The following is a 25,372-nucleotide window of genomic DNA, read 5'->3' on the forward strand; positions in this document are numbered from 1 at the left end:
GCGGTGACCTTGTTGGCTTCGATGTTGATGTTCACGTCTTCCACGGCCAGGAAGTCGCCGTAGAAGATGTTCAGATGGTTGACATCAATACGTTGTCCCATTTGTTTTCCTTATTGTTCTTATGTTTTCGACTATTCGACCGCGTTCAGCGTTCCGACTTGACGGCGAAGATCTTCGCCACGAGACGGCCGATGAGGTTGAGGATCAGCACGATGAGAATCAGCACAAGGGCTGCGGCCCAGGCGCGTTCCATCGGGATGGTGGTGACGCAGGCCGCGGAAGCGTTGGCCGGGCAGTTCGCGTTGAGCTTGGAATACTCCTGGTAGACGTACACCGGAAGCGTGGTCATCTGGCCGGAGAAGAGGTTGACGTTCGTGGAGGCGATGTAGCCTGCGGTCATCAGCAACGGAGCGGTTTCACCGATCACGCGGGCGACGGCGAGAATCGCACCCGAAACGATGCCCGGCAGGGCGGTGCGCAGCACGATCTTCGTGATCGTGCGCTGCTTCGTGACGCCCAGGGCGTACGAGGCCTCGCGCAAATCGTGCGGCACGATCTTGAGCATTTCCTCGGACGACTTGACCACGGTCGGCAGCATCAGCAGGGAAAGTGCGACGGAGCCTTCGAAACCGTTGATGGTGCCGGGGCCGATCAGAATCGTGAACATCGAGAAGGCGAACAGGCCTGCGACGATGGACGGGATGCCGCTCATCACGTCGACCAGCAGGGTGATGACCTGTGCCAGCTTGCCACGGTTGGAATATTCCACCAGGTACACGGCGCACATCAGGCCGATCGGGATGGAGATGAGCATGGCGCCGAAGGTGATTTCCAGCGTGCCGATGATGGCGTGCAGGATGCCGCCGTAGCCGCCGGACGGGGTCGGGTTGCCGCCGACCACGCCGGTCATGTTGTAGCTCAGGAAGTTGAGGTTCAGCCTCTTGACGCCGTTGATGATGGTGGTGAGCAGCACCGAGAACAGCGGGATCAACGCCACGATGAACGCGCACGAGATGAGCGCCTTCATGGCGAAGTCCTTGCGCTTGCGCGCTGAGGTGAAGGAACGGGTCGGCTTGAACTTGTCGAAGTCGATGACGGGAGCGCCGTCCATCGGCGAAGCGTCGTTATTTGCGGCGGTCATCACACACTCGCTTTCTCGGTGAGCTTACGAGCGATGAAGTTCACCACGAAGGTAATCAGGAACAGGACCAGGCCGGTGCCGATCAGCACGGAAACACCCAAATCGTTGGCTTCCGGATACTGCGCGGCGATGTTCGCGGCGATGGTCTGGTTCTGCGAGGCCTGCAGCAGCTTGACGGAGTAGTTGAGGCCCGGGGACAGGATCATGAGCACGGCCATCGTCTCGCCGAGCGCACGACCGAGGCCGAGCATGGAGGCGGACACGACGCCGGACTTGCCGAACGGCAGGACCGCGAGCTTGACCATTTCCCACTTCGTGGCGCCGAGGGCCAGAGCCGCCTCTTCCTGAAGGCGAGGGGTCTGCAGGAAGATGTCGCGGGACATGGAGGTGATGATCGGCAGGATCATGACGGCCAGCACCACGGACACGGTGGCCACGGTACGGGAAGGATTGGCGGCGGGACCGGCGAAAATCGGAATCCAGCCAAGGTATTTGGCCACCCAATTCCAGAACGGATAGATGGCGGGCACCAGCACCAGACCGCCCCACAGACCGTAGATAACGGACGGGATGGCGGCGAGCAGATCGACCACATAGCTCAGGGCGGTGGCGAGCTTCTTCGGCGCATAGTGCGAGATGAACAGTGCGATGCCGACCGACACGAAGAAGGAAATCAACAGTGCCAGCGCGGAGATCAACACAGTACCGAACAGCAGCGGTCCGACATAGCCCCAGAAGCTGGAAGCCTTGCCGCCGGTGAAGTTGCTGATGGTCGCGCTGTTGGCCTGCTGATCGCCGCCGATCAACGGCCACGCGCGGAACAGCAGGAACAGCGCGACGGCGGCGAGCACGACGAGGATCAGGATGCCGCAGGCGTAGGCCACGCCCTTGAACACCTTATCCGCGTTCTTGCCGCTCACCGGCTGCTGTGCCGTTTTGCTTTGCGAACTCACGGGTTCTCCTTTTGGTTTGCTTGCGATTGCTTTCGATTTTTCTGGTTTTGCGTATCGTCCGTAGGTATCGTTTCAGGCCGCAGCCGTTTTTTACGCGGCTGCGGCCTGAAACCTACGGTCAGTCACCGATCACCGAAAGCGATCGCCCCACTGTGATGGGCTCACTTGGTTTTGATGGCGTCGATGGACTTGACGACCTTCTGACGCAGGGTGTTGGACATCGGAGCGGAGCCGGCTGCGGAAGCGGCGGTCTGCTGGCCTTCGTCGCTGGTCACGTAAGTGAGCCAGGACTTGACGAACTTGGCGGTGTTGGCGTCCTTGTATGCCGGGCAGGCGACGTCGTAGGAGACCAGCACGATCGGGTAGGCGCCCTTCTCGGTGGTGTTGTGGTCGAGCTTGACGACCACGCGGTTGTCACCCTTGGCGGAATCGTCGAGCGGGGAAGCGTCCACGACCTTGGCGGCGGCTTCAGCGGAGAACGGGACGTAATCGTCGCCGACCTTCACGGCCACGGTGCCCAGATCGCCGGCCTGGGAGGCATCGGCGTAACCGATGGTGCCGTCAGCCTGCTGCACGGTGGAGATCACGCCGGAAGTGCCCTTGGCGCCCTGGCCGACCTCGTTCGGCCAGTTCTCGCCGAGGTCGTAGCTCCATGCGTCGCCAGCGGCGTCCTTGACGTAGCTCAGGAAGTTCTTGGTGGTGCCGGACTTGTCGGAACGGTGCACCACGGTGATGTCGAGATCAGGCAGGTCGACCTTCGGGTTCTGCTGCTTGATGGCGTCATCGTTCCACTTGGTGATCTTGCCGTCGAAGATCTTGGCGATGGTCTCGGCGTCCATGTTCAGGGTCTTGCCCTTGCCGGACACGCCCTGCAGGTTGAAGACGACGGCGATCGGGGAAATGTAGACCGGGATGTCGAAGGCGGTGCCGGAAGCGCACACACTCTTGGACTGCTCGACCTCGTTATCGGCGAGGGAGGCGTCGGAGCCGGCCCATGCGGTTGCACCGGTCAGGAAGGTGGACACGCCAGCGCCGGAACCGGACGGGTTGTAAGCGACCTTGGCGTCCGGGTTGGTGCCCTGGAAGCCGGCGATCCAAGCTTCGACGGCGGCCTGCTGGGAAGAAGCGCCAGCGCCGGAGAAGTTGCCGGAAACGGTTTCGGTCTTGGTATCGGACTTGGCCGAAGAATCGGTGGAAGCGGTGGTGTTGTCACCGCAAGCCGCGACGGAAGCCAGCATCACAATGCCGGACACAGCGGCGATGGAGCGTACGAGAATGGAGTTACGCATTATTCTTTTCCCTCTGTCAACATTCAGATGGCGTATGTTTCTGATTTTTCGATTTTCTGTTGTCGCCATCGTTCTTCATGACAATCTCCAGCCTATTGGGCGTTTCACTCGCCCCAAACCAAAAACGGTGAACGGAAGATGAACAGTCTACGACACCTTCGCCGTTCGACGTTCCTTCCGTTCACCGTTCTTTGCAAGCACGATGCGAATGCGCGCTATACCAAGCCTTTCATCATCATTCGCTTGGCGTATCGATCTTGTATCCGAGGCCGCGCACGGTGGTCAGATACTTGGGATGGCCCGGGTCCTCCTCGATTTTGGCGCGCACGCGCTTGACATGCACGTCCAGCGTCTTGGTGTCGCCGACATAGTCGGAGCCCCAGATGCGGTCGATCAGCTGGTGGCGGGTCATCACGCGGCCCTTGTTCTGCATGAGGTATTCCAGCAGTTCGAATTCCTTCAGCGGGAAGAACACGTTCTCGCCGCGGACCGTCACCTCATGCTGGCCGATTCTCATGGAAATGTCACCGCATACGAGCGGAATATCGTCGTCGGCGGCTTCTCCGGATTCGGCGACCATCTGGTTGCGGCGCAGCACCGCGCGGATGCGTGCCAGCAGCTCACGGAAGGAATACGGTTTGGTGATGTAGTCGTCCGCGCCGATTTCAAGGCCGACGACCTTGTCGATTTCCGCGCTTTTCGCGGTCAGCATGATGATCGGCACACGGCTTTGCTCGCGGATCCGACGGCACAGCGCGGTGCCGTCAAGACCGGGCAGCATCAGATCGAGCAGCACCAGATCGATACCACCCTTGGTGAACAGTTCCAATCCTTCTTCACCGGTGGCCGCGGCGGACACGTCGTACCCTTCACGGGTGAGCTGGTAGACCAGCGGCTCACGGTACGACTCTTCGTCCTCGACGATCAGAATTCGCGTCATCAGTGGTTCTCCTCATTCTCTGTTGTGGTGGAGTGGCCGGACTGTTTCTTTTCACGGGTGTTATCATTCGCCGAATCCGCCGGATGGTCGGGTTCCGCAGCGCCCGAAGCCTGCGGCATCGTGATGGTGAAGGTGGATCCCTCCCCCTCACGCGACCATACGGAGATGGTGCCGCCGCAATCCTCGACGCAATGCTTGGTGATGGCCAATCCCAGGCCGGTGCCGCCGGTTTCACGGGAGCGCGCCGGATCGACGCGGTAGAATCGCTCGAAAATTCTGCTGAGCGACGCCGCGGGGATGCCGATGCCCTGGTCCACGACGCGAATCGCCACCTTGCCGGATTCGATGCCGATGCCGACGGCCACCGTGGTATGTTCCGGCGAATAGTTGATGGCGTTCTCCACCAGGTTCTTCACCGCAGTTTTGATGGTCTCATGGTCAGCGACCACGAACACGTCCAGGTTCTGTTCGGCTTCCTTGGCCAGTTCCTCGGCGTTCGCATGCACCAGCACCTGCCGGCCGTTCACGGACAGGACCAGGCTGATGCGCTTCGATTCGGCCTTGACCTGGTTTTCGGCGAGCGCCTCGCGTGCCACGGACAGCACGGACAGCCGTTTCGCGTTGAGCATCGCTGCCGCGCTTTGCGCTTTCTGCAGGTCGATCAGACGGTGGACCAGTTCCGTCAATCGTTCGGATTCCTTGGAGATTCGGCCGGAGAAGTATTTCACCGCGTCCGGATCGTCGGCCGCGTCGCCGATCGTTTCGGCGAGCAGAGAAATCGCGCCTGCCGGGGTTTTCAGTTCGTGCGAGACGTTGGTGACGAAATCGCGCCGCATGATTTCGAAACGGCGTTGCTCGCTCATGTCGGAAATGAAAATCGCAAATAGGTTGTCGGCGATCTGTCCGACGCGCACGTGCAGGTAGAGCGTGTCTTCGGGCAGCGGCTTGCCGGCTTCGACGCCTTTGCCGTTCGTGTTCACCACGCCCGTTCGCGTGCGGCCGTGCAGGGGGATGGTCAGTTCGCGTTCGCGCACCACGCTGTCTGTGGAGACCAGTTTCACGATGTCGCGGATTTCCGCGAGCGCCATCGCCTGGTCGTGGATGATGCCGAAGCGCCGCGCGGCCGGGGATGCGTATTGGACCGTGGCCAGCGAGTCTACGACCACCAAAGCTTCGGGCATGACGGCCACCAGCTGGCGTTCCGTGGACTGCACGGGAACGCGGGGGCCGAACAGGGACGTGTTCTTCGCAGCTCCGAACAGGCTCGGATCATTGGGGTCGACGCCGTCCTGCACATCCTGGAAGCCTCGTCTGCGGCCAAGCAGGAACGCCACGACGAACACGACCACGGCCACGACCACCAATGCCGCAACCACCGACGGCGTTGCCAGCATCTGCTCCAACGTCATGCGTTCACCTTCCGATAATCCTCAGTTCTTCCTTAAGACTAGCGGTTTCGGAGAGGCTTTCGCGTATGCGATTCTCTCACGCCACCGGAAGTTTTCCTGCCGTTCATCTTCCGAAACGCAGCATATCGGAATATGAGACGTCCCGTTTGCCGATATGACGATGCATGATGACGGGTCATGCGGCAAACGGGATGTGGAAACGGGATGTGGAAACGGCTTTTCGCAACGTTAGGCGTTTCGCAACGCCACATGAACGCTACATGCGTTTGGCGATGTTCACCGTCAGTTTCGCGGCGGTGTCCGCGTATTCGGAAATGTCGAACGTTTTGAAATCCTCGTAGTCGGTGTCCGCGTTGTCGCTCAGCGCGCGAATCACCAATGCGGGAACGTCGTTGCGGGCGGCGACATGCGCGACGGCGGCGCCTTCCATTTCCACCGCGTCCGCGCCGGTCTCACGGATCACCTGCTCGACCTTCTGCGGATCATCGACGAAATAGTTGCCGGTGGCGATGATGCCGACGATATGGTGAATGTTCAAGTCGTTCAGCGCCTGGTCGGCCAGTTCGAGCAGACGGTCGTCGCTATGGTATTCCTCGATGGGCCGGTCGGCGGTGCCGGGCTTGAACTGTCCCACCAATCGCATGTCGGTGTCGAGATAGCGCAGGGTGCCGCCGAGCACCACGTCGTTGATGTGCAGATTCGTGTTGAGATTGCCCGCGATGCCGGAGAAGATCACGGCGTCCGGCTGGTCAGCGTCGATCAGATGCTGCGTGGTGGCGGCGATGTTGACGGTGCCCATGCCGCCGACGGTCGCGGCGACGTTGACGGCGGTGCCCTTGTTGGTTTCGAGGGTGCCGCGCGTCACCTTGACGCCGGCTTCCTCGGTGACGGTGACGTTGCTCAGTGCCGTTGCGATATTGGCGACTTCCTCATCCATGGCGCCGATGATGGCGATTGCGGTCATTACACCCTCCCTGTCTTACGTGCTGTCTTGAGTGTTGTTTTACGCGATTGCGATTCGCGTTTCCCGAATTTTCTGCAATCGCGCGGATAGTGAATCGAATCGGTCACTTCCAGCGGCGCACGGCCACCGCATGGGCAAGCTCGCGTAGCAGCTGTTCCGTGGTGTTCCAGCTCAGACATTTGTCGGTGATGGACTTGCCGTAGACGAGCTGGTCGAGCGGCGCGGCCTTCTGGTTGCCACCTTCGATGAAGCTTTCCATCATGATGCCGGTGATGCCCTGCTCGCCTTTGGCGATACGGCCCGCGATGTCACGCACCACCTGCGCCTGACGATGCTCGTCCTTGCCGGAGTTGCCATGCGAGCAGTCGACGATCAGCCCATGTGCCGCAGCGGAATCGGCCGGCATCTCGGCGCGGATGGTGTCCATGGCCTTGGCCACCGAAGCGGCATCGTAATTCGGGCCGTGCGAGGAACCACGCAACACCACATGGCAGTCGGGATTGCCGAGCGTTTTGACCACGGCGGCGCGGCCGAGATGGTCGATGCCGAAGAACGTGTGCTGTTGTGCGGAAGCGAAGCAGGAATCGGCCGGAGCCTTGATGGAACCGTCCGTGGCGTTCTTGAAGCCGATCGGCATGGACAGGCCGGACGCCAACTGCCGGTGCACCTGGCTTTCCGTATTGCGCGCGCCGATCGCACCCCAGCTAATCGCGTCGGAAATATACTGCGGACTGGTCGGCTCCAAAAACTCCGTGGCCGCCGCCAAACCCTCGTCAAGCACGCCAAGCAGCGTGCGGCGAGCCAACAGCAAGCCCTTCCTGATATTGCAGCTGCCGTCGATATCCGGATCGTTGATCAGACCCTTCCAACCGACCGTGGTGCGCGGCTTCTCGAAATACACGCGCATGACGATCAGCAGCTCGCCATCCAACTCGCCTTTCAACGCGGACAGGCGACGCGCGTAATCAAGCGCGGCCTTCGGATCGTGAACGGAACACGGACCGACAACCACCAGCAGGCGATCGTCCTGACCGTACAGGCAGGCACGAATCTCATCACGCGAATAGGCGACGATCTCCTGCGCCTGCTCGCTCAACGGCAGGTCGCCCAGCACCTGCGCCGGCGTGGGCAACACTTCGAATTCCAGCACGCGGCGGTTCACGATGCGGCTGATGCCCACCTGGTCCTCCCAGCGCGGCACGTCGGTCTCCACCAGCGGATTCTTGCCCTCATCCATGGCCTGCCTAATGGCACGTAAATCCTCAGGCGTGTTCAGCTGCTGCTGCATGATCTCGCTCTCCTTGTCGCTTCCTTTCCCAAGGATAGCAACGATGGTGCAGAAACATCAGCCAAGCTTGCGACGCGCGTCGACCGCGTCGGCAAGCGTGTGCAGCAGCTGCTCGGTACGATCCCACGGCACGCATGCGTCGGTGATCGACTTGCCGTATTCCAGCTGGTCGAGCGGCGCGGGCTTCTGATTGCCCGCCTTGAGGAAGCTTTCCATCATGATGCCGAGAATGCCCTGTTCGCCGGCCGCGACGCGTGCGGCGATTTCTTCGACCACTTCGGCCTCGCGCACCTCGTTCTTGCCGCAGTTGCCGTGCGCGGCATCGATGATCAGACCATGCTCGCTTGGTCCGGAAGCCTTGGAAGCCTTGAGATCCGCCAACGCTTGGGCCACGGAAGCGGCATCGTAGTTCGGACCATGCGAGGAACCACGCAGCACCAGATGGCAGTCGGGATTGCCCTTGGTCTCCGCGGAAATCACACGACCATCCAGATTGATGGAGAGGAAATGATGCTCGAAAGCGGCCGCGAAACACGAATCGGCCGCCGGCTTGATGGAACCATCCGTAGCGTTCTTGAAACCGATCGGCATGGACATGCCGGACGCCAGCTCGCGGTGCACCTGGCTTTCCGTATTACGCGCGCCAATAGCGCCCCAGCTGATCAGATCGCAAATATACTGCGGGGTAATCGGATCAAGCCATTCCGTAGCGGCGGGCAAGCCGAGCCCCAGCACGTCGGTAAGCACCTTGCGAGCCATGAACATGCCCTTGCGAATATTGAACTGGCCGTCAAGATCAGGATCGTTGATCAGACCCTTCCAACCGATCGTGGTGCGCGGCTTCTCGAAATACACGCGCATGACGATGACCAGACGATCATCAAGCTCCTTCTTGACGGCGGCAAGCCTCTCCGCATACTCGTGCGCAGCCTTCGGATCATGAATCGAACACGGGCCGACGATGGCCAGCAGACGATCGTCACGGCCATGCAGCACGTCACGAATCTCCTGACGGGACTTCAACACCAGATCGCTCATCTCGTTCGTGAGCGGAAGTTCCTTCAGAAAATATCGGGGAGCGGGAATCGGGTCAAGCTGACGAATATTGACATCCACGGTCTCCGGAAACACGGCGCGCTCATCCAACAGCTGTGCATCCTTCGAACTATCCGGACCGCGAAGACCTGCCATCGCTTCTGTTCCTCCCCTGCATCGTTATGCTTGCGTAGCGCGATAGCGCCACCGTCGTTACCTTAACGGATGGGGACGGAATATGGGGATGGGCGACTGCATGGTGGAATGAGTGGGGGGTGACGTGGGACGAAGAAAGCGATATAGGAAAGACCCAACGCGGACGGAGAGTCCGGGTTGGGTCTTTTTTTGGGGGAAACGTGCGTCATGGGGCCTGCCGGGCTGAGGCGATGAGGCCTGCAGCCTCGAAAACGCCTGTCGGCGTTTTCCCTCGCGGCGGAAGCCCACCGGGCTTCCGCTATTCGCTCGGCGCGTATTGGCCAGCGCGCGCTCCGCGCGCTATTTGGCCAATGCGCCTTCGGCCCTGCAATTACGGACCACGCTCCGCGTGGACTCAATACTACCTTCGCCGTGCCTTCGGCCTGACGGCCTCAGCCGCGCCTACAAACAGTCCACAGGACTGTTTGCTTAACGGCGCGTCGGCTCAGGGAGCGCTGGCCTTAGGCCAGCGCTCCCATCGGATCCCACGCGGGGAGCATGGTGGCGGGTTCTTCTAGGGCCTTGAGGTATTCGGCGGGAAGGAGGGCCTTGGGGACGGCGACCTCGTAGACGTATTCGGTGAACCAGTCGTCGCTCATGGTGAAGTAGCCCTTGTCGGCGATCTTGTCTCCCCACGAGTTCTCCACACGCCAACGGCGGGTGGTGTGGCCATCCTCATCCACATCCACACCGACGAACGCCATCGCGTGATTCATCGCGGAATCGCCGAAACGGACACGCTGTTCCTTGTCCAGATCGAAATCGACGCCATACACGCGGCCATACTCGAACAGGTCGGTGGCCCACGCGCCATTCTCACGGTCCATCATCGGATGGCAGTCAGCGCCGAACCATACCGGAATGCCCTGTTCCTGAAGAATCTGACGCACGCAGTCCTTCATGAACTGGTTCGGCACGTTGAGGTACTCGGTCGGGTCTCCCCCGGCCACGTTGCCCAGATGCTCGATGCCGATCTTCTTGCCCTTGACGTGCTCCTGACGCGGATCGTCCACCAGGCAGACATAGCTTTCCAAATCGGCGGAACCCACATACTTCTTCCAGAACTCGACAGGCGTGATCTCGCCATCGCGGTGGAACTCGCCATCCTTGTCGGTCCACTCCCAATCGAAGCTCTTCGGCGGCTCGCCCAAGTGAATCGTCAGAATACGGTGACCGGCGGCGACCGCATCGGCGATGATCGCATCGATCGCGGACGGATCAGCGTACATATGCGCAACCGCGGTGTGCAGCATGCGGCGCAGCTGCACGTTCATCTCACCGGTGTTCTTGGAGGATTCGGTCTCCGGGAACAGATCCTTCGGCACCGCGCCATACTTCTTGTACACGTTCATGGCCATGGTCCACTGGCCGCCGTCGCCCATCACGTCGGACAGCAGATGCTGCATCAGACGCGAATCGGCAGGCTCGCCGGCCTCTACCAGAGCCGCCACGTCCTTCAGGAAGTAGTTGACGCGTTCGAGCTTGTCGTAGTACATGGCGTAGTTCTGGGAGAACTCGAACTCCTTAAGACCCATGTTCTGCTTGGCCACGAAACGGGCCACGTTCAGCGAGCTGAACAGCCAGCAACGGCCGGAACGGTCCTGATGGGTGACGGTGCCGTTGTCCACGACGGTGGAGAAACGACGCTGCATCAGACGGGCGCGATCGTAGTTGCGCGCCACCTTGTCGATGCCGGCCGCCGTGACGGCGTTCATGGCCATGCGATTGTGCTCGCTTGCTTCGAAATCGTCGACGAGCTTGTTCAGTTCATCACCGCTCAATGGCGTGATGTCGGTCATTATCCATTCCCTTTCTATGTTTCAGTTGTTCTGCGAAGCGTCTGCGGATTCGGCGTCGCCTTCCGGCTCGGTCTCGGCTGCGGAATCGTTCTCGACGGCATCCTGCGTGTCGGCGTCTGCCGGTGCGGCGGTCTCATCGTCGTGCTGCGCGTCGTCATCAGATTGCGCGTCGGAAGGCTCGCCTTCATCGACGACGTTGACCACGGACAGGTCGTTCATGCCGAAACCGGAGAACGCGTTGGAGAACATGGCACGCAGTTCGCTGACGCGCTGCGTGATCTGGGCCTCACGGCTCTGCAGGTCGGCGATGCGCTGCTGCACGCCGTCCAGTTCCTTCTTCGCGGCCTCACGACGCTCGTTGATCTGCTCGTCGGCGTCTTCGGTGGCCTGCTTGAGGATGCTTGCCGCATTCGCGTCCGCCTCGTCACGCTTGCTGGAAGCGTACGCCTCAGCCTCGTCACGGGTCTTCTGCGCGGAGGAAATCAACTCGCTGGCCTGCTTGTTGGCGGCCTCGCGACGCTCGTTCAGGTCGGTGAGCAGCTCATTGACCTTCTTCGTGGCCTCCTCCTGCTGAGCGGAGATGTCGGCGCGGATCTGCTCCACTTCGGCGTTGACCTGGCTGATGGTCTTGGTGCGGTGCACTTCCGCCTCATCAGTGATCTCCTGGGCCTTCGCCTTGGCGGTGTCGGTGATTTCGGCGGCACGGCGCTGCGCGTCGGTCATCATCTTGGACACCTGCTCGCGCACGTCCGCCAGCTTCTTGTTGGCTTCGGCAAGCGCGGATTCGATCTGGTCGTTGGTCTCGCTCTTCAGGCGGGAGATCTCCTCATTGGCGTTCTTGCGCTGTTCGGCGATCTTGCTGGTCGCCTCGGTGCGCATGTCGGAAATCTCACGTTCCTGCGTGGCGCGTTCGGCGGCAAGACGCTTGCCGTGTTCCTCACGGGAGTTGGTCAGTTCCAGATCGACGGTCTGACGCTGCGCCACCACGGCCTTCTGGGCCTCGCTGCGCATCTGGTCGACCTCATGCTGGGCATTGGCCCTCATGGCTTCGGATTCGTCCTTGGCGTCACCGAGCACCTTGGCCGCCTTGGCGTTGGCGTCGTCCATGATGCGCTTGGCGTCGATTTTGGCGTTGTTCAGCAGTGTTTCAGCCTGCAGCTGCACCGTGGCGCGGGCCGCGGAAGCGTCCTTCTTGGCTCGTTCAAGCAGCTCGGCGCTGGTCTGTTCCGCGCTGGCGAGCATCTGCTGGGCGTTGGCGCCCAGTGACGCGAAGGACTTCGGAGCGGCCTTCTTGTTCTTTTCCTCCTGCAGCTGCGCCTGCAGCTCAAGGATGGTCTGGTCGTCGGCCTTGACCTGCTCACGCAGACGGTTCACCGTCTCCTGAGCCGAAGCGAACGCCTCGTCGACTCGATCCTTGTCGTACCCCCTCAACACGATTGGGAACTGCTCAACCATGCCCTTTTCCTTTCACGAATTCCCTACACTTTGCGCATCTGCCAGCGCGCACTCGTTCAGTACTCTATCTCAGTCAGCAGGCGGCACGCAGAACGAAATGCATTATTCTCACAGAGAGCACAGAAATCGTTCGAAAAAGTCCGTCGGGGGTATGGCGGTATGTCCGCGACCACGTGTCGAAACCGCATGACTCACATGTCGCAGAAAATCGTGCCGTAGAAAGCGGAGCCGTCCTCAGCCAAGCAGAATGTCGCTTGACGAGGGTTGCAGGAAGTATCGTACCGATTCACGCAGCACGTCATCGACCGCAGCGGTCTGCTGTTCGATCGACAGTCCACGTTCGTGCGGCCGACCGTTGACGATCGGCAGGCTGACGAACCCCGACAGAATGCGACGTTCCTGGCCCGCCGACCAGTTGAGCAGATGGTAGAACAGCGAATTGCATACGAACGTACCGGCGTCGGAACTCAACGCGGCGGGAATCTCGTGTTTGGCGAAATCGTGCAGTATCGACCGCAACGGCAGGCGCGTCCAGTACGCGGCCGGACCTTCCGGGTCGATCGGGCGGCGGGGCGGAATCACGTTGTCGGCATCCGGCTTGGCCGCATCCATGAGATTTGTGGCGCATCGTTCCAGCAGAATGCCACGGGAGGTGCGCTTGAGCCCTGTGGCGATGACGATGTCCGGCTTGGCCTGTTCGATGGCTTCCAGCAGCGTGGGCCAGGCTTTGGCGAAGCTCACCGGAAGCGTGACGTTGGTGACGGTGACGGCGATGTCCTGCAGCAGTTCTTCGGAGATCGCCTGCGATTGCGCCGGATCGGCCCATTGCTTGGCTACCGCCGCCGGCACGAGCACGGCCGGATTGACGTCGATGCCTTCATAGGGCGTGAAACCGGAGATGACGATGTTGATCTGCTGCATGGTTTCCAGTGTACGTGGTGAATGTGTTGAACGTTAAGTCTGCCGACACGTCGACGGACTTAACGTTCGATGAAAATCAACGGCTGTGCATCTGGGAGAACGCTTCGGCGAACACGGCGTGCATGCGTGCCTTGGCTTCCTCCTTGGCGTGTTCGGGGTCGAGGCTACGGGCGATGCCTTCGGCGATCGGCATGTCGGATGGCGTGGTGATTTTGAGGTTCGTTTCGGAACCGTCCACGATGGCGACCGGCTCGTCGGGCAGGTAGTCCACCACCACGCGCGTGTCGTCGGTCGGGTGGAAGTCGGGGTCGGCGGCGGCCAGTTCGTAGGCTTTGACGATGGTGCCGAAACGGAACGCCTGCGGGGTCTGCGCGCGGAAGGTATTCGGACGTTCCGGCACGGATTTGACCACCTTGCGATCGCCCAGATCCTCTGTGAGCAGAATCGTGTCGGTGGAGGCGTAGGCCACGGTGGCGGCGTTGAACTGGTCCAAGCTGTCGATGCAGCCGTCGATGGACCGCTCCTCGACGAACGGACGCACGCCGTCATGGATGAGGATTTTCGCGCCGGAGGGAATGCCGGCCTGTTTGAGCAGGTCCAAGGCGGCGAGCGTGCTGTCCACGCGTTCGGCGCCGCCGGGAACGATGGCCCGCACTTTGGCGTAGCCGGCTTCGTCGATAAGCTCGTTCACCGTCTCTTCGACGCGTTCGTTGACCACCACGATGATGTCGCTGATGCGGTCGTTGTTTTCGAATGCCTCGATGCTCCAGCAGACGATTGGCTTGCCGCCCACCGACACCAGCTGCTTGGGGTTGTTCTCGTCGAATCGGGTGCCGAATCCCGCTGCCAGCACCACGGCCACGACCGGCATCTTCTGTTCCTGCATCTGCTCTCCCTTACTCATATGCTCCACCGTAAAGCCGCGGCCGCATGCCACCCCGTTCCGCGGCGGGTTCTGCACGCAATCCGCAACAGTGGCCACGCGAATCACTCGAATCGCACGAATCGCGTGGCTTGTATGGCTCGTATGGTGATTATTCGCGTACGATCAGCGCCAGCATGCGTCCTTCATGCTGTTTTTTGGCGAGCGACGCGCGGCGATGCGAGAACCACAACGGGTTTTCGAGCGTGCACAGGCTGCGGCGGATCTTGTTGAACCGTTCGGAAAGCTTCGGATCGCCTTCGCCATCGGCGGCGCAGATGCCGGCCAGTTCCTCGTCTTCGGACAGGTACTGCGTGGCCGCGTTGACGCGTGGACGGGATGAGACGATGTTGTCGGCCGGCACGCCCGCTTTGGCAAGCTCCTGCAGGGCGGCCGCGGCGATGTCGATGCCCGGCTGGCCAAATCGGCTCAACGTGAAGGTTCCCGGGAACTGCGCATCGAATTCGTCGGCGATGTCGCCACCGACCTCGTAGCAGTCGCCGCAGATGCAGGGGCCGAGCGTGGCGACGATACGTTCCGGCTGGGCGCCCTTGGACACCATCTTCTCGATGGTCGCGCCGATCACGCCTTTCTGCAGACCGCGACGGCCGCAGTGCGCTGCGCCGATCACGCCGGCTTCGGGGTCGGCCATAAGCACCGGCAGGCAGTCGGCGGCGAACATGCCGAGCGCCACGCTCTTCCGGGACGTCACTTGGCCGTCGGCTTCGATGACGGTCGGCTCACCGTCATTCCCCGTCGCGTTGTTTTCGCCGTCCGTCTCGTCTTCCGGCTTCTTCGTGCCGGACACGTCGAATCCGAACGGCTGGTTGATGACGAATGATTCATCCACGTCCACCGCGTCGCCGGAATGCACCTGGCTGATAAGGCTGATTTTCGCGCCGAGCACGTCGGCGAGCGCCTTGCGGTTGGCGAGCACGTGTTCCGGTTTGTCGCCGGATTTGCCGCCGAGGTTGAAGTGCGCGAAATCGCCTTCGCTGGTGCCGCCGAGTCGCGTGGTGTAGACGACTTTGATGCCGGGGGCCAGCATGATCGGAATGGTCACGGGAATCGGGTTGCCGTTTTTGTCAGTGGGGTCGATGGCGTTGGAATCGAGGATCGCGTCATCGTATTGTGTGCTGCTCATGTCTTGTTTTTCCTTGGTTTTGCGATTGGAAGGCCTGCTTGCGATTGCCGTCTTCTATTCGGCTTTCAGCGTCGGCTTTTTCGTGCGCGAACGGATGGCCGCGTTGACGGGCACCTCCTGCGGGCACGGCATGGAGAAGACGTGCGCGGGGTTGTTGATGGCTTCGACCCAGTGGCCGTCGGCGTCACGGAAACCGCCGGCAGGCACGGTGTAGGCGAAGGGGGCCGCGCCGGGCAGCACGAATTCGACTTCCTGGCCGGCTTCGATCTTGTTGCGGCTCATGATGGTCACGCGTCCTCCGTCTTCCGGACTCCATGACAGCACTTCGCCGACGACGAGCCATGCGCGGAAGTATGCGGAACGGTCGGTGCTTTGCCGCACTTTGTGTTCCGGATAGTAGAAGCCGGTGGAGTAGTCGCGGTGCGCCACTTTGTCGGGCTCGTCGAGCAGCCAATCCGGCAGGGTGACATGCGGTGCCGGTCGTACACCGGCGTGATGCCAGCCTTCCGGCAGTATTTCGGCGGCGGTGTTCGACTTGCGTCGGGTGCTGCGTGCGTGGTAGCTCAGATTGTCCGGCTCGCCAATCGCGATATTGCCGGACGAAACGTTGCCAGCCGAAACGTTGCCGGACGGCACGCCCCCAACGGGAATGGCGTCGATGTCGGGCTTGCCTGCGAACGCGCCATCGGCATTGGACATGATCGCATCCTCGGTGTCCGGCTTGCCGTATTCCGGGTCACCGGGACGGATCACGCGGTCGCGGAACGGCTTCAGCACATTGCCGTCGGCATCTTCGAAGCCGCGCTGGACCATGTATTCGTTGACGGCCGTCTTGTAGGCGTTCGTCATGGCGGCGATGTAGTAGGCGCTCTTGGAACGGCCTTCGATCTTGAGGCTCGTCGCGCCCGAATCGAGCAGATCGTCGATGTGGGCGAGCATGTTCATGTCCTGCGAATTGAACAGGTACGCGCCTTCCGCGGTCTGTTCGATCGGGAAGTACTGGCCGGGGCGTTTCTCTTCGACGATCGAATACTTCCAGCGGCACGGCTGCGCGCATTCGCCGTGGTTGCCGTCGCGGCCGGTCAGATAGTTGGAGAACAGGCAGCGTCCGGAGAAGGCCATGCACATCGCGCCATGCACGAAGCATTCGATGTCGAGGTCGTCGGGGATGCGGGCGCGGATGTCTCGCACGGCCTGCAGGTCCATTTCGCGGGCCAGCACCACGCGGCGTGCGCCCAGTTCGTAGAACGCGTTGGCGGCCTGGTAGTTGGTGACGCCGGCCTGCGTGCTCACATGCAGTTCGAGGTTCGGAGCCACCTGCTTGGCCATGAGCATCACGCCGATGTCGGAGACGATCAGCGCGTCCACACCGGTGTCCTTCAGCTTGCCGAGGTATTCGCGCATGGCTTCCACCTCGTTGTTGCGCGGCAGCACGTTGAAGGTGACGTACACGCGGGCTCCACGCTCGTGGGCGTAGCGTGCGCCTTCCTCGAAATCCTCGAGGCTCAGGTTTTTCGGCGCGCTGCGCATGCCGAACGCCTTGCCGCCGCAGTAGACGGCGTCCGCACCGTAATCGACCGCGGTTTTCAGTCCCCTCAAATTGCCTGCGGGGGCCAACACTTCTGGCTTGTTTCTTCTTTGCACGGATGTTCCTCTTACTCGTAAAAGACCATCAGATATTGTCGTAGATTCACGGGACAGGCAAAGCCCGTCCAGCCGTTACGCAAGCTCGGGCTACGCCAGCTCGCGTGCGACGGCGGCGAGTACGTCCACGGCGTCGGCGAACTCTTCCGGCGTGGTGTAGGAGTAGCTCAGGCGCAGGGAGTTGTCGGCGGCGAAATCGTAGATGTCGCCGGGGTTGAGCAGCACGCCACGTTCGGCGGCCAGCTGGAACAGGCGGTTCATGCGTATCGGCCGGTCGAAGGTCATCCAAATGTAGAAGCCGCCGGACGGCACGTTCCAGTGGGCGAGCCCGTCCATTTTCTCCTGCAGCGTAACGAGCGCGCGGTCGCGGCGGTGCCGCAGCTCCCGTTTCAGGCCGGCCACGTATTCGTCGTACATGCCGTTCGTGAGGAATCGCGCGAACGTCCACTGGCTCAGCACGCTCGCACCGTAGTCCATCTGCATTTTCACGTCGGCGAGCCGCTGCACGATCGGTTCGGCGGCGACCAGCCATCCGATGCGCAGTCCGGGAGCCAGCGATTTGGACGCGCTGCCGAGCGTGATGACCATGCCGGTCTCATCGAGGGCCTTCAGCGACGGCAGCGGGGCATCATCCTCGAAATACAGGTCGCGGTAGGCGCCGTCCTCGATGATCGGCAGTCGGCTGTCCACGGAAAGCTCGACCAGTTCATGCCGGCGTTTATCGCTCATGGTGACGCCTGTCGGATTGTGATTGGTCGGAATCGTGTACAGGATCGCATTGCCTTTGCGGTTGCGCGCGTTGAGCGGCGCCGGACGGCCGGCGTCAAGCTCCCCTTCCGCCAGCAGGCCGCGCAATGCCTGCACGTTGAGGCCGTCGTCGTCCATCGGCACGCCTTCCAGATGCATGCCGGCCGACTGGAACACCTGCAGCGACTTGATGTAGCTCGGCGATTCCGCGTATACGGTGGTGCCGGCCGGCAGCAGGCTCACCGAAATCATCTGCAGCGCCTGCAACGCGCCGGATGTGACCAGCACCTGGCTTGCCGTGCAGTCGACGCCGGTGGCGCGCATGTGCGCCGCGATGGCCTCGCGCAGTTCGGGCAGGCCTTCGGGCGGCGGGTAGCCGAGCGTTTCGATCTCGTCCGCCGCCTCGCCGAGCACCTGCCGCCACATGGCTTTCGGAAAGAGCCGCGGGTCGAGCTCGCCGGTGCCGATGCGCGTCATGTTCGGCGTGAACTCGTACCGGTTGATGGCTTGGATGGTGTCGTTGTTGGCTTTGAAGAAGCCGGAATCCACGTAATCGGCCCAGTCGGGCGCGCCCGGCAGCATCAGCGACCACGTGTTGCTGACGATTCGCGTGCCCGCTCCATGCTGCCCTTCGACGATGCCGTAGTCGGACAGCTCGTTGATGGCCGCGATGACGGTGGACCGGTTCACGCCGAACCATTCGGCGAGCGCGCGTTGCGACGGCAGACGCGAGCCAATCGGCCAGTTGCCGCTGTGCACCTGTTCGCACATGTACCCGACGATTTGTTCGGTGACGGGTTCGCCGGTGGTACGGTCCGGTTTCCAATCGATGTTCAGCGGCGCGATGCGTGCCATGACGCTCCTTCACATTGGTGGTGTCGGTATGGTTCGGCGTTTTCCGCGGTCGGCGCATCTGCTTTCTGACAGTGGACTGTCCTGCGATTGGCTGAGCCAAACCTCAGCTTTTGGCTGGTTGCCTATTGTAGCAACACCTATACAATATGACACTGGTTACGTTGTTTTTCGCAGAATAGAGGTTTTTCCTGCGATTACAAAATGAGCAATTTGGTTGGTTTTGGCTGGGTTGATTACAACCAACCAAATATGTTTGGATGGATAAGAGGCGAGTATGGGATTCTTTTTCCAAGGGCTGACGTTGGGATTGGCGTATGTCGCGCCGATTGGTATGCAGAATCTGTTCGTCATCGATTCGGCGCTGACCAAGCCGCGCCGCCGTGCGCTGCTGACCGCGCTGATCGTGCTGTTTTTCGACGCATCGCTGTCGCTGTCCTGCTTTTTCGGCATCGGCAGGCTGATGCAGGATTACGCATGGCTGAAGCTGGCCATTCTGGCGATCGGCGGCTTGGTGGTCATCCGTATCGGCGCGGGTCTGCTGTTTCCCGGCAAGGGTGGCGATGATGGCGCCGCGCAAACGCCGCAGTCGCGGACCTCGCAATCGCAGGGCTTTGCGCAACGCGTCACTTCGAAATTCGGCGGCGACAGCGAGCTGCTGCACACCATCGTCACCGCCGGCGTGGTGACGTGGTGCAATCCGCAGGCCATCATCGACGGCACGCTGATGCTCGGCGCGTTCAGCGCGACGCTTACCGTCGGTCAGTCCACGCCGTTCATCACCGGCGTGGAAACCGCGTCGGCACTGTGGTTCTTCGGCATCACCCTGCTGGTGTCGCTGTTCAGCCACAGGTTCAGCCCGCGAATCGTCACCGCGATGAACCGCGTGTGTGGCGCGGTGGTGGTGCTGTACGGCGTCAAACTGCTGATTGATTTCGCGATGGCCGTGCTGTAATCCCGCGATGGCCGTCCGGTTCCGCAAAAACGTATGCCCGTCCGTGTTTTGCTACCCGAGCTGAGTGGTTGGGTTAACAAAATGCGGACGGGCAGTGCTTTTTCAGCCGAGGAAGGCGAGCTCCTCGTCAGTGAGTTCGAGCTCGTCGGCCTTCAGGGAGTCGAGGATGGTTTCGGGACGGTGTGCGCCCGGAATCACGAACATGTGGTCGCCCTTGGCCAGCTCCCAAGCCAGCACCACGCGCTGGTAGCTCACGCCATGCTTGGCGGCCACTTCGCGGAACGGGTCGAACAGATGCTCGTCGTACGGGTGGCGGTAGCCGCCGAGCGGACTCCAGCACACGAAGGCGAGACCTTCCTTCGCGCAGTATTCCAACGTGTCCTGGGTTTCCAGATGGATCGGCGAATACTGGTTCTGCACGGCAACGAGCTTGTCGCCGAGAATCTCCTGTGCGATTTTGAGCTGTTCGATGCTCACGTTGGACACGCCCGCCCACTGGGCCACGCCCTGGTCGAGCAGCGCCTTGATACCTTCGCAGGACTCGTTGTACGGCACTTCCGGATCGTGGCGATGCAGGTAGAGCAGGTCGATCGAGTCGACGCCGAGCGCCTGCGCGGACTGCTTGCCGTATTCGATGAGGTGTTCCGGCTTGCCGTCACGCGGCCAGATCGGCTTGTCGCCATCCCACGCGCGGCGCAGACCGACCTTGGTGGCCACGGTGACTTCCTCACGCGGCCCCTTCCATGTGTCCAGCGCTTCGCGGACCAGCTTTTCGCCGGTCTGCTCCTCTTCGCCCGGCGTGTAGTAGGCCCATGCGGTGTCGATGTGGCGGCAGCCGGCGTCAAGCGAGGCGTGCAGGGTTTCGATGCCGACGTCGTGGCCGCGGTTGTTTTCGATGGTCAGCGGCATTTCGCCGTGGCCGATGGCGGTGGTGTGGAACGGTCCGAGATTACGGAACAACGTCATGTCTTCTCCTTCGAAAGTGGTGTCTTCCGGCAGGCGCGAGCCGGTTGGAGCCGGGTCGGAACCAAGTCGGACGGCATCTCGTTCAGGTTCTGCCAATGGAAAAGCCTACCAATCGCCATGGGCGAAAGGTAGGCTTTTCAAGCCGGACCGGGCGTGGGCAAACACAATGCCGACAATCGCAATGTCATAGGGCGTCACGTTGTCCGACGGCGGGCGGCATGTCGTGGATCAGCGGCCACCGCCGCCTCCACCGCCGCCGCCTCCGCCACCGCCGCCGAAGCCGCCGCCGGAGAAGGAACCGCCAGATCCACCGGATGACGATGGAGCCGCAGCGGAAATCGTGGAACTGACCGAATCGAAACCGGAACTCAGCTGCGAACCGATATCGCCAATGCCGCCCATGAACTGCGATCCGCCAAACGCACCGGTCGACATGCCTCCCATAGTGGACATACCATTCCACGCGTGGGAGCGATACGTCCAATAGCCGAGGGAATCGTACCCATACGCGTCAAGCCATTGCGGATCGTTGACTTCGGGGTACGCCTTGGCGAATTCCCTTGCCACCTTGTCGGAAATGCCGAAGGCGGCCGCATAGACCATATACCAGTTCCACATCACCAAATCGAGCGCACCACGGTCGGAGAAATTGGAGAAATCCTCCATATACCGTTTGAGTCCCAAGCATTCTCCGGCATAGGTCTGTCCGGATTCGGTGAGGCCTTCCTTGCGTCCGGTAGCTAAACAGAACGTGCCGACGCATGCGAACGCGCCGCCGAAGCACAACGCCACCGCGATATTGCTTCCAATATTGACCAGCATTCCAATCACGCCAAAGACCATGGCGAAGATGGTGGGCGCTATCCAACGTCCGCTGACATCCCTGACCGCGTTCAATTGCAGGAATTCAATATCGCAGGCATTGGTGAAATGGTTCATCTCCTGATAGCCGTTCTCCCAGCTGGAGCAAGCCTCCTTCATCTGGTTAAAGTCGAATACCGGCGAACCCACGCGTGCGGAAATACGAATCAGCAGTTGCAGGCAGGCTTCCTCGGAGCGACTCAGACCAAGGGTTTCCCGATGGGATAGCGCCTGAGGCAGAATCACCAACGTACTAGTACTTGACGCGGCAGAGGCACGGGATGGATCGGAGGAAATCATGCGCGCCATATCGGCCGCGTTCGCCCTGCTCAGGTCGATGCCACGATACATGTCGGCAGGTCCCGGATATACGGCGAGCGCTTTCTTGACCACCAATGCCAGCACCGTCGCCGTCATGGCACGCGAGGACTGTTCACCCTTGGAATCGTCCACCACATCGATCAGATGCGCGGCGCTGGCTGGGCTGACTTGCGGCGACTCACGCCAGTATTCGATGCCGCCGTGGTAGGTGGCTTCACGGTTCGAAGAGACCACGCCACGAATCGCCAGTACGCAGCACAGTCCGCCCAAAATCAGACATACCAGCCAACCTGCGACCGTAAGCTGGGCTTTGTGCCGCTGGCCGTCACGCCATTGCTGCTCCTTGTTTGCTTCCGTGGATTTCAATTCGTCCAGATAGTCGCCGGAACGCACACGTTCGACGCCACTTGCCCCGGCATTGTCGAATGCGGCGACGAGGTCGACGTACTGGTTCGTGCGCAGGTCACTGACGGTGAAATGCAACGTGCCGTCCGTGTCGCGAGACGTTTGAGATGTGGCCTCAGTGTGCAGCCATGCCCACGAATCGTCGGAACCTATGCCTTTGGGGAAGCGCACGGTGCCGGTGACTTTGCCAGCCGGCACCTGGTTGTCTTCGGGGAACATCTCCCACATGAGATTCGTCACGTCACTATGCTGCGTGCCCATGTTATGAAACGTCATGGTCACGTCGAATTTGAGACTGCTCTGTTTGACGGTGGCGGGAATGTTCCAGCCGATTTCGATTTGTTTGTCATTGTCCGAACCGTTGGGGTCAAGCCCGCCGGTGGCAGAGTCGAATGGTTCCGGATAGTTGGAGCCGATTGTGGTGTCGGCGATATACCAATGTCCGGCATATTCCGATTCCCATTCACTGTCGGATACATCGCTCGGCAACTGCGGCGCAATCTGCGTGTATTGCTCGCCGGTGGACGCGTTCGTCACGGAGATGTCGGTGATGTTCGTCAGATCCTGGTTGCGCAGTTTGAACGTCAGATACAGTTGCTTCCACGGTTTCGTGTCGCCGTCATCATTCTCGCGCTCCTTCAACTGGTAATCCAGATGTTCCGTGAAACGGATGTCGCCGTTGCTTTGCAGCTGCGCGTCAAAATCGACGGAACGGTAGCTTAGATCGGCTTCGTCGCCGGAGACGAAGAACAGCAGGAGCGCTACAACGAGCACCGCAACAAATGCGGCACCCGCCGCGAGCAGTCCTCCACGGACACGTTTCGCATCCATATACCATCACCCTTTCTTCCTGCGTATACCGTGTGCCACTCGTATATGCGTATCGCACATGTCAGCGTCCTCCGAACGAACCGCCGCCGGAACCACCGCCACCGCCGTCGAAACCGCCACCGGAGAAGGAACCGCCGGAACCACCGCCACCGAAACCCGAGCCACCGGAGGACGGTGCCGCCATGGAAATCGTGTTGCGCACGTCGGCGAAACTGGAGCTGAGCTGCGCGCCGAAATCGCCATAATTCGCACTGAACACCGACGCGGCGGCAACACTTGCACCCACCGCAGCGCCAGTGGACGCGCCCATAACGCTGCTGGAATGCAACGGCATGTACATGTACGACGAAGCGGCATGCTCATCCAGCCACTGAGGATCGGCCACTTCCGGATATGCTTTGGTCAGCTGCGCCATCACCTTGTCGGAAATGCCGAATGCGGTGGCATACACCATATATCGGCCCCACAATGTCATATCAAGCACGCCACGGTCACTGAAATCACTGAAATCAAGCAGATAGCGCTTCAGCCCAGCCACTTGGCCACCATATTTCTGACCATTGTCGGTCAATGCATGATATTTGCCATACACCAACGCGAATGCGCAGGCCAGCACGACAGGCACACAGATGCTCATCGTCACTGCGATCTCACCTCTCTCCGCGTACTGCACGCCCTTATAGAACGCGAAAACAAGACCAAGAATGCCGACCAGATTATTCAGGAATCCCCTCGATGAATCAACGGCGCGCAGATTGTCGAATTCCGTGGAGCAGGCGGTATCGAAATCCTGTAGCAACTTGTAGCCCTTTTTGTAGTGTTTGAACGCCTTGTTCATCTGTTTGAGATCGAATACCTGCGTATCCCTCAACCGTGAAGACGCTTTGAGCAGGATGTCAAGCGCCGCATGTTCGGATGAGCTCAGCAGCAGCGAACCGATGTCATTGCGCGCCACCGGCATGATGACGATGGTGCTGGTCTTCTTCATCTTGCGTGCGGTTGCGGCGTCGGAGCCGAGCCTGCCCGCCACTGATGCCGCGTTGGTCGTGGTCAGGTCGATGCCGTCATACAGTTTCGCCGGTCCGGGATAGATGGCGATTGCCCCTTTTGACGCGAGCGACATCACAGTGGAGGACATTTGCCGATTGACTAGTTTGTCGCCTTTTTTTATTTTGCCTGAACCGAGAATCGAAGATGACGCGCTCATGACATCATTCATCCGTGCCGCGGCGGCCGGACTCATGTAGGGCAAATCGCGGTAATATTCGACATCGCCTTTGTATTGCGACTTACGGAAGCTGGTGATACCGAGGTACAGCGATCCCATAATGAACGCCAGGCCGATCAGGGCCGAGACAGCCCAACCGGTCACTCGCTTGACCGCTTGATCATGCTGTTTATCGCGCCATTCCTCCTCTTTCTGAGTTTCGCTATCGATGAGCTCTTGCTTGTGGTTGCCGCTTATCTTGCGTTCCACACCTTGCGATTTCGAGACATCGAACATGGCCACGACGTCCAGATAGTCGCCTGCACGCACGTCATCGACCGAGAAGAGCAGCGACCCGTTCTTGCCGCGTTTCGCGGTGGACGTGTTCTTGGTATGCAACCATGCCCAAGAATTCTTCTTGGTGACGCCGTCTGGGAACGTGACCTTGCCGGTCACCTTGCCAATCGGAATCTGGTTTGTCGTGCCGAATGGCTCCCATTGGAAAGAGACGACGTCGTCATAGGCGGTGCTTACGCCATGCATGGTCATGGACACATCGAATTTGAGGCTGTCAGCGGACGCAGTTTCCGGAATGTTCCAGCCGATTTCCAAAGTCTTATCGGATGAGGAGTCAGCTTTCAAACCATCTGTTTCAGGATTGAACGGTTGGGGATCTCTGAGTACGCTGACATCCGCGATATACCACTGACCTGCGTGTTCAGCGTTCCAATCGGTGACATCATTGGGATTCACAAATCTACCTTGGATGTACGTTTCGTTGTTGGTGACATCCTTCACGCTGATATCACTGATATTCGTCAGATTATTGGCTTTTAGCGTGTACTGCTGGTACATCTGTTTCCAATCAAAGCCACGGTCATTCAGCTTCATATCAATATGCTGCGTGACTTTGAGGTCGCCATTCTTAAGCACCATAACATCGTAATCGAGCGTACGATAGCTCAAATCTGGTTCGACGTCGGACGTCAAATTCACATCCAGAAAAGTGACGCCCAACAGCAGCGCGGCCGCGACCACCGCAGACAGCATACCGATCAGCGCACGTCTGATATTCATAAGTTCTCTCTTGACCCTCTATGCAGGCAGTCCGCGAGAAGCCGACATACC

Annotated in this window: 19 protein-coding genes and 1 pseudogene; 1 reads left to right on the forward strand and 19 read right to left on the reverse strand. The window is 60.5% G+C overall.

Annotated features, from left to right (window positions below):
• From Q5H31_RS01330 to Q5H31_RS01405, 16 genes and pseudogenes are all read right to left on the reverse strand, one after another.
• Positions 1-101 (reverse strand): annotated as a pseudogene (locus Q5H31_RS01330) (phosphate ABC transporter ATP-binding protein); the annotation flags it as partial.
• A gap of 44 nt (positions 102-145) precedes the next feature.
• Positions 146-1,141 carry a phosphate ABC transporter permease PstA gene (pstA, locus tag Q5H31_RS01335; protein WP_035010134.1) on the reverse strand — a complete coding sequence of 332 codons (996 nt, stop codon included), beginning with the start codon at positions 1,139-1,141 and terminating at the stop codon, positions 146-148.
• The gene (gene pstC, locus Q5H31_RS01340) at positions 1,141-2,094 is read right to left on the reverse strand and encodes a phosphate ABC transporter permease subunit PstC (protein WP_302457400.1); all 954 of its coding nucleotides are present in this window, start codon (positions 2,092-2,094) and stop codon (positions 1,141-1,143) included. Before pstC ends, pstA begins: the two co-directional genes overlap by 1 nt.
• A 161-nt stretch (positions 2,095-2,255) precedes the next feature.
• The gene (locus Q5H31_RS01345; RefSeq protein ID WP_302457401.1) at positions 2,256-3,383 is read right to left on the reverse strand and encodes a phosphate ABC transporter substrate-binding protein PstS; all 1,128 of its coding nucleotides are present in this window, start codon (positions 3,381-3,383) and stop codon (positions 2,256-2,258) included.
• A gap of 235 nt (positions 3,384-3,618) precedes the next feature.
• Entirely contained in the window at positions 3,619-4,323 is a 705-nt protein-coding gene (locus Q5H31_RS01350; protein WP_003807850.1) for a response regulator transcription factor, read from the reverse strand.
• A complete protein-coding gene (locus tag Q5H31_RS01355; RefSeq protein ID WP_302457402.1) occupies positions 4,323-5,732 on the reverse strand; it encodes a cell wall metabolism sensor histidine kinase WalK in 1,410 nt (469 codons plus the stop codon). Before Q5H31_RS01355 ends, Q5H31_RS01350 begins: the two co-directional genes overlap by 1 nt.
• 256 nt (positions 5,733-5,988) lie before the next feature.
• Entirely contained in the window at positions 5,989-6,696 is a 708-nt protein-coding gene (gene mtnN, locus Q5H31_RS01360; RefSeq protein WP_003807845.1) for a 5'-methylthioadenosine/S-adenosylhomocysteine nucleosidase, read from the reverse strand.
• Positions 6,697-6,799: 103 nt separating this feature from the next.
• Positions 6,800-7,984, reverse strand: coding sequence for a 3-deoxy-7-phosphoheptulonate synthase (locus tag Q5H31_RS01365; protein ID WP_055309331.1), 1,185 nt, complete (start codon positions 7,982-7,984; stop codon positions 6,800-6,802).
• 57 nt (positions 7,985-8,041) lie between these two features.
• The gene (locus tag Q5H31_RS01370) at positions 8,042-9,175 is read right to left on the reverse strand and encodes a 3-deoxy-7-phosphoheptulonate synthase (RefSeq protein WP_003807841.1); all 1,134 of its coding nucleotides are present in this window, start codon (positions 9,173-9,175) and stop codon (positions 8,042-8,044) included.
• Between the two features lie 500 nt (positions 9,176-9,675).
• Positions 9,676-11,013: a C1 family peptidase gene (locus Q5H31_RS01375; RefSeq protein ID WP_085461763.1), complete on the reverse strand. Its 1,338-nt coding sequence runs from the start codon at positions 11,011-11,013 to the stop codon at positions 9,676-9,678.
• Between the two features lie 21 nt (positions 11,014-11,034).
• The gene (locus Q5H31_RS01380; RefSeq protein ID WP_302457403.1) at positions 11,035-12,468 is read right to left on the reverse strand and encodes a DivIVA domain-containing protein; all 1,434 of its coding nucleotides are present in this window, start codon (positions 12,466-12,468) and stop codon (positions 11,035-11,037) included.
• Positions 12,469-12,702: 234 nt separating this feature from the next.
• Positions 12,703-13,389 carry a pyroglutamyl-peptidase I gene (locus Q5H31_RS01385; RefSeq protein ID WP_021913420.1) on the reverse strand — a complete coding sequence of 229 codons (687 nt, stop codon included), beginning with the start codon at positions 13,387-13,389 and terminating at the stop codon, positions 12,703-12,705.
• Positions 13,390-13,465: 76 nt separating this feature from the next.
• Complete coding sequence (locus tag Q5H31_RS01390; RefSeq protein ID WP_003807832.1) at positions 13,466-14,293, reverse strand: IspD/TarI family cytidylyltransferase; 828 nt, start codon at positions 14,291-14,293, stop codon at positions 13,466-13,468.
• Positions 14,294-14,423: 130 nt separating this feature from the next.
• Positions 14,424-15,455, reverse strand: coding sequence for a polyphenol oxidase family protein (locus Q5H31_RS01395; protein ID WP_085382366.1), 1,032 nt, complete (start codon positions 15,453-15,455; stop codon positions 14,424-14,426).
• Positions 15,456-15,509: 54 nt separating this feature from the next.
• Entirely contained in the window at positions 15,510-17,099 is a 1,590-nt protein-coding gene (locus Q5H31_RS01400; RefSeq protein WP_046998966.1) for a U32 family peptidase, read from the reverse strand.
• 90 nt (positions 17,100-17,189) lie between these two features.
• Positions 17,190-18,701 (reverse strand): PLP-dependent aminotransferase family protein, encoded by a 1,512-nt coding sequence (locus Q5H31_RS01405; protein ID WP_042989891.1) that lies wholly within the window; start codon positions 18,699-18,701, stop codon positions 17,190-17,192.
• Positions 18,702-18,975: 274 nt separating this feature from the next.
• Between Q5H31_RS01405 and Q5H31_RS01410 the strand changes: the two genes are divergently transcribed.
• Complete coding sequence (locus tag Q5H31_RS01410; protein ID WP_039774748.1) at positions 18,976-19,653, forward strand: LysE/ArgO family amino acid transporter; 678 nt, start codon at positions 18,976-18,978, stop codon at positions 19,651-19,653.
• Between the two features lie 102 nt (positions 19,654-19,755).
• Here Q5H31_RS01410 and Q5H31_RS01415 read toward each other — a convergent pair whose 3' ends face one another.
• The 3 genes from Q5H31_RS01415 to Q5H31_RS01425 form a co-directional block, all read right to left on the reverse strand.
• Positions 19,756-20,619 carry an aldo/keto reductase gene (locus tag Q5H31_RS01415; RefSeq protein WP_003807821.1) on the reverse strand — a complete coding sequence of 288 codons (864 nt, stop codon included), beginning with the start codon at positions 20,617-20,619 and terminating at the stop codon, positions 19,756-19,758.
• A 228-nt stretch (positions 20,620-20,847) separates the two neighbouring features.
• Positions 20,848-23,037, reverse strand: coding sequence for a DUF2207 domain-containing protein (locus Q5H31_RS01420; protein ID WP_302457404.1), 2,190 nt, complete (start codon positions 23,035-23,037; stop codon positions 20,848-20,850).
• 61 nt (positions 23,038-23,098) lie between these two features.
• On the reverse strand, positions 23,099-25,321 hold the full coding sequence (locus tag Q5H31_RS01425; protein WP_039774745.1) for a DUF2207 domain-containing protein: 2,223 nt from the start codon (positions 25,319-25,321) through the stop codon (positions 23,099-23,101).
• Positions 25,322-25,372: the final 51 nt, after the last annotated feature.

Source organism: uncultured Bifidobacterium sp. (assembly GCF_959020155.1).
GTDB lineage: Bacteria > Actinomycetota > Actinomycetes > Actinomycetales > Bifidobacteriaceae > Bifidobacterium.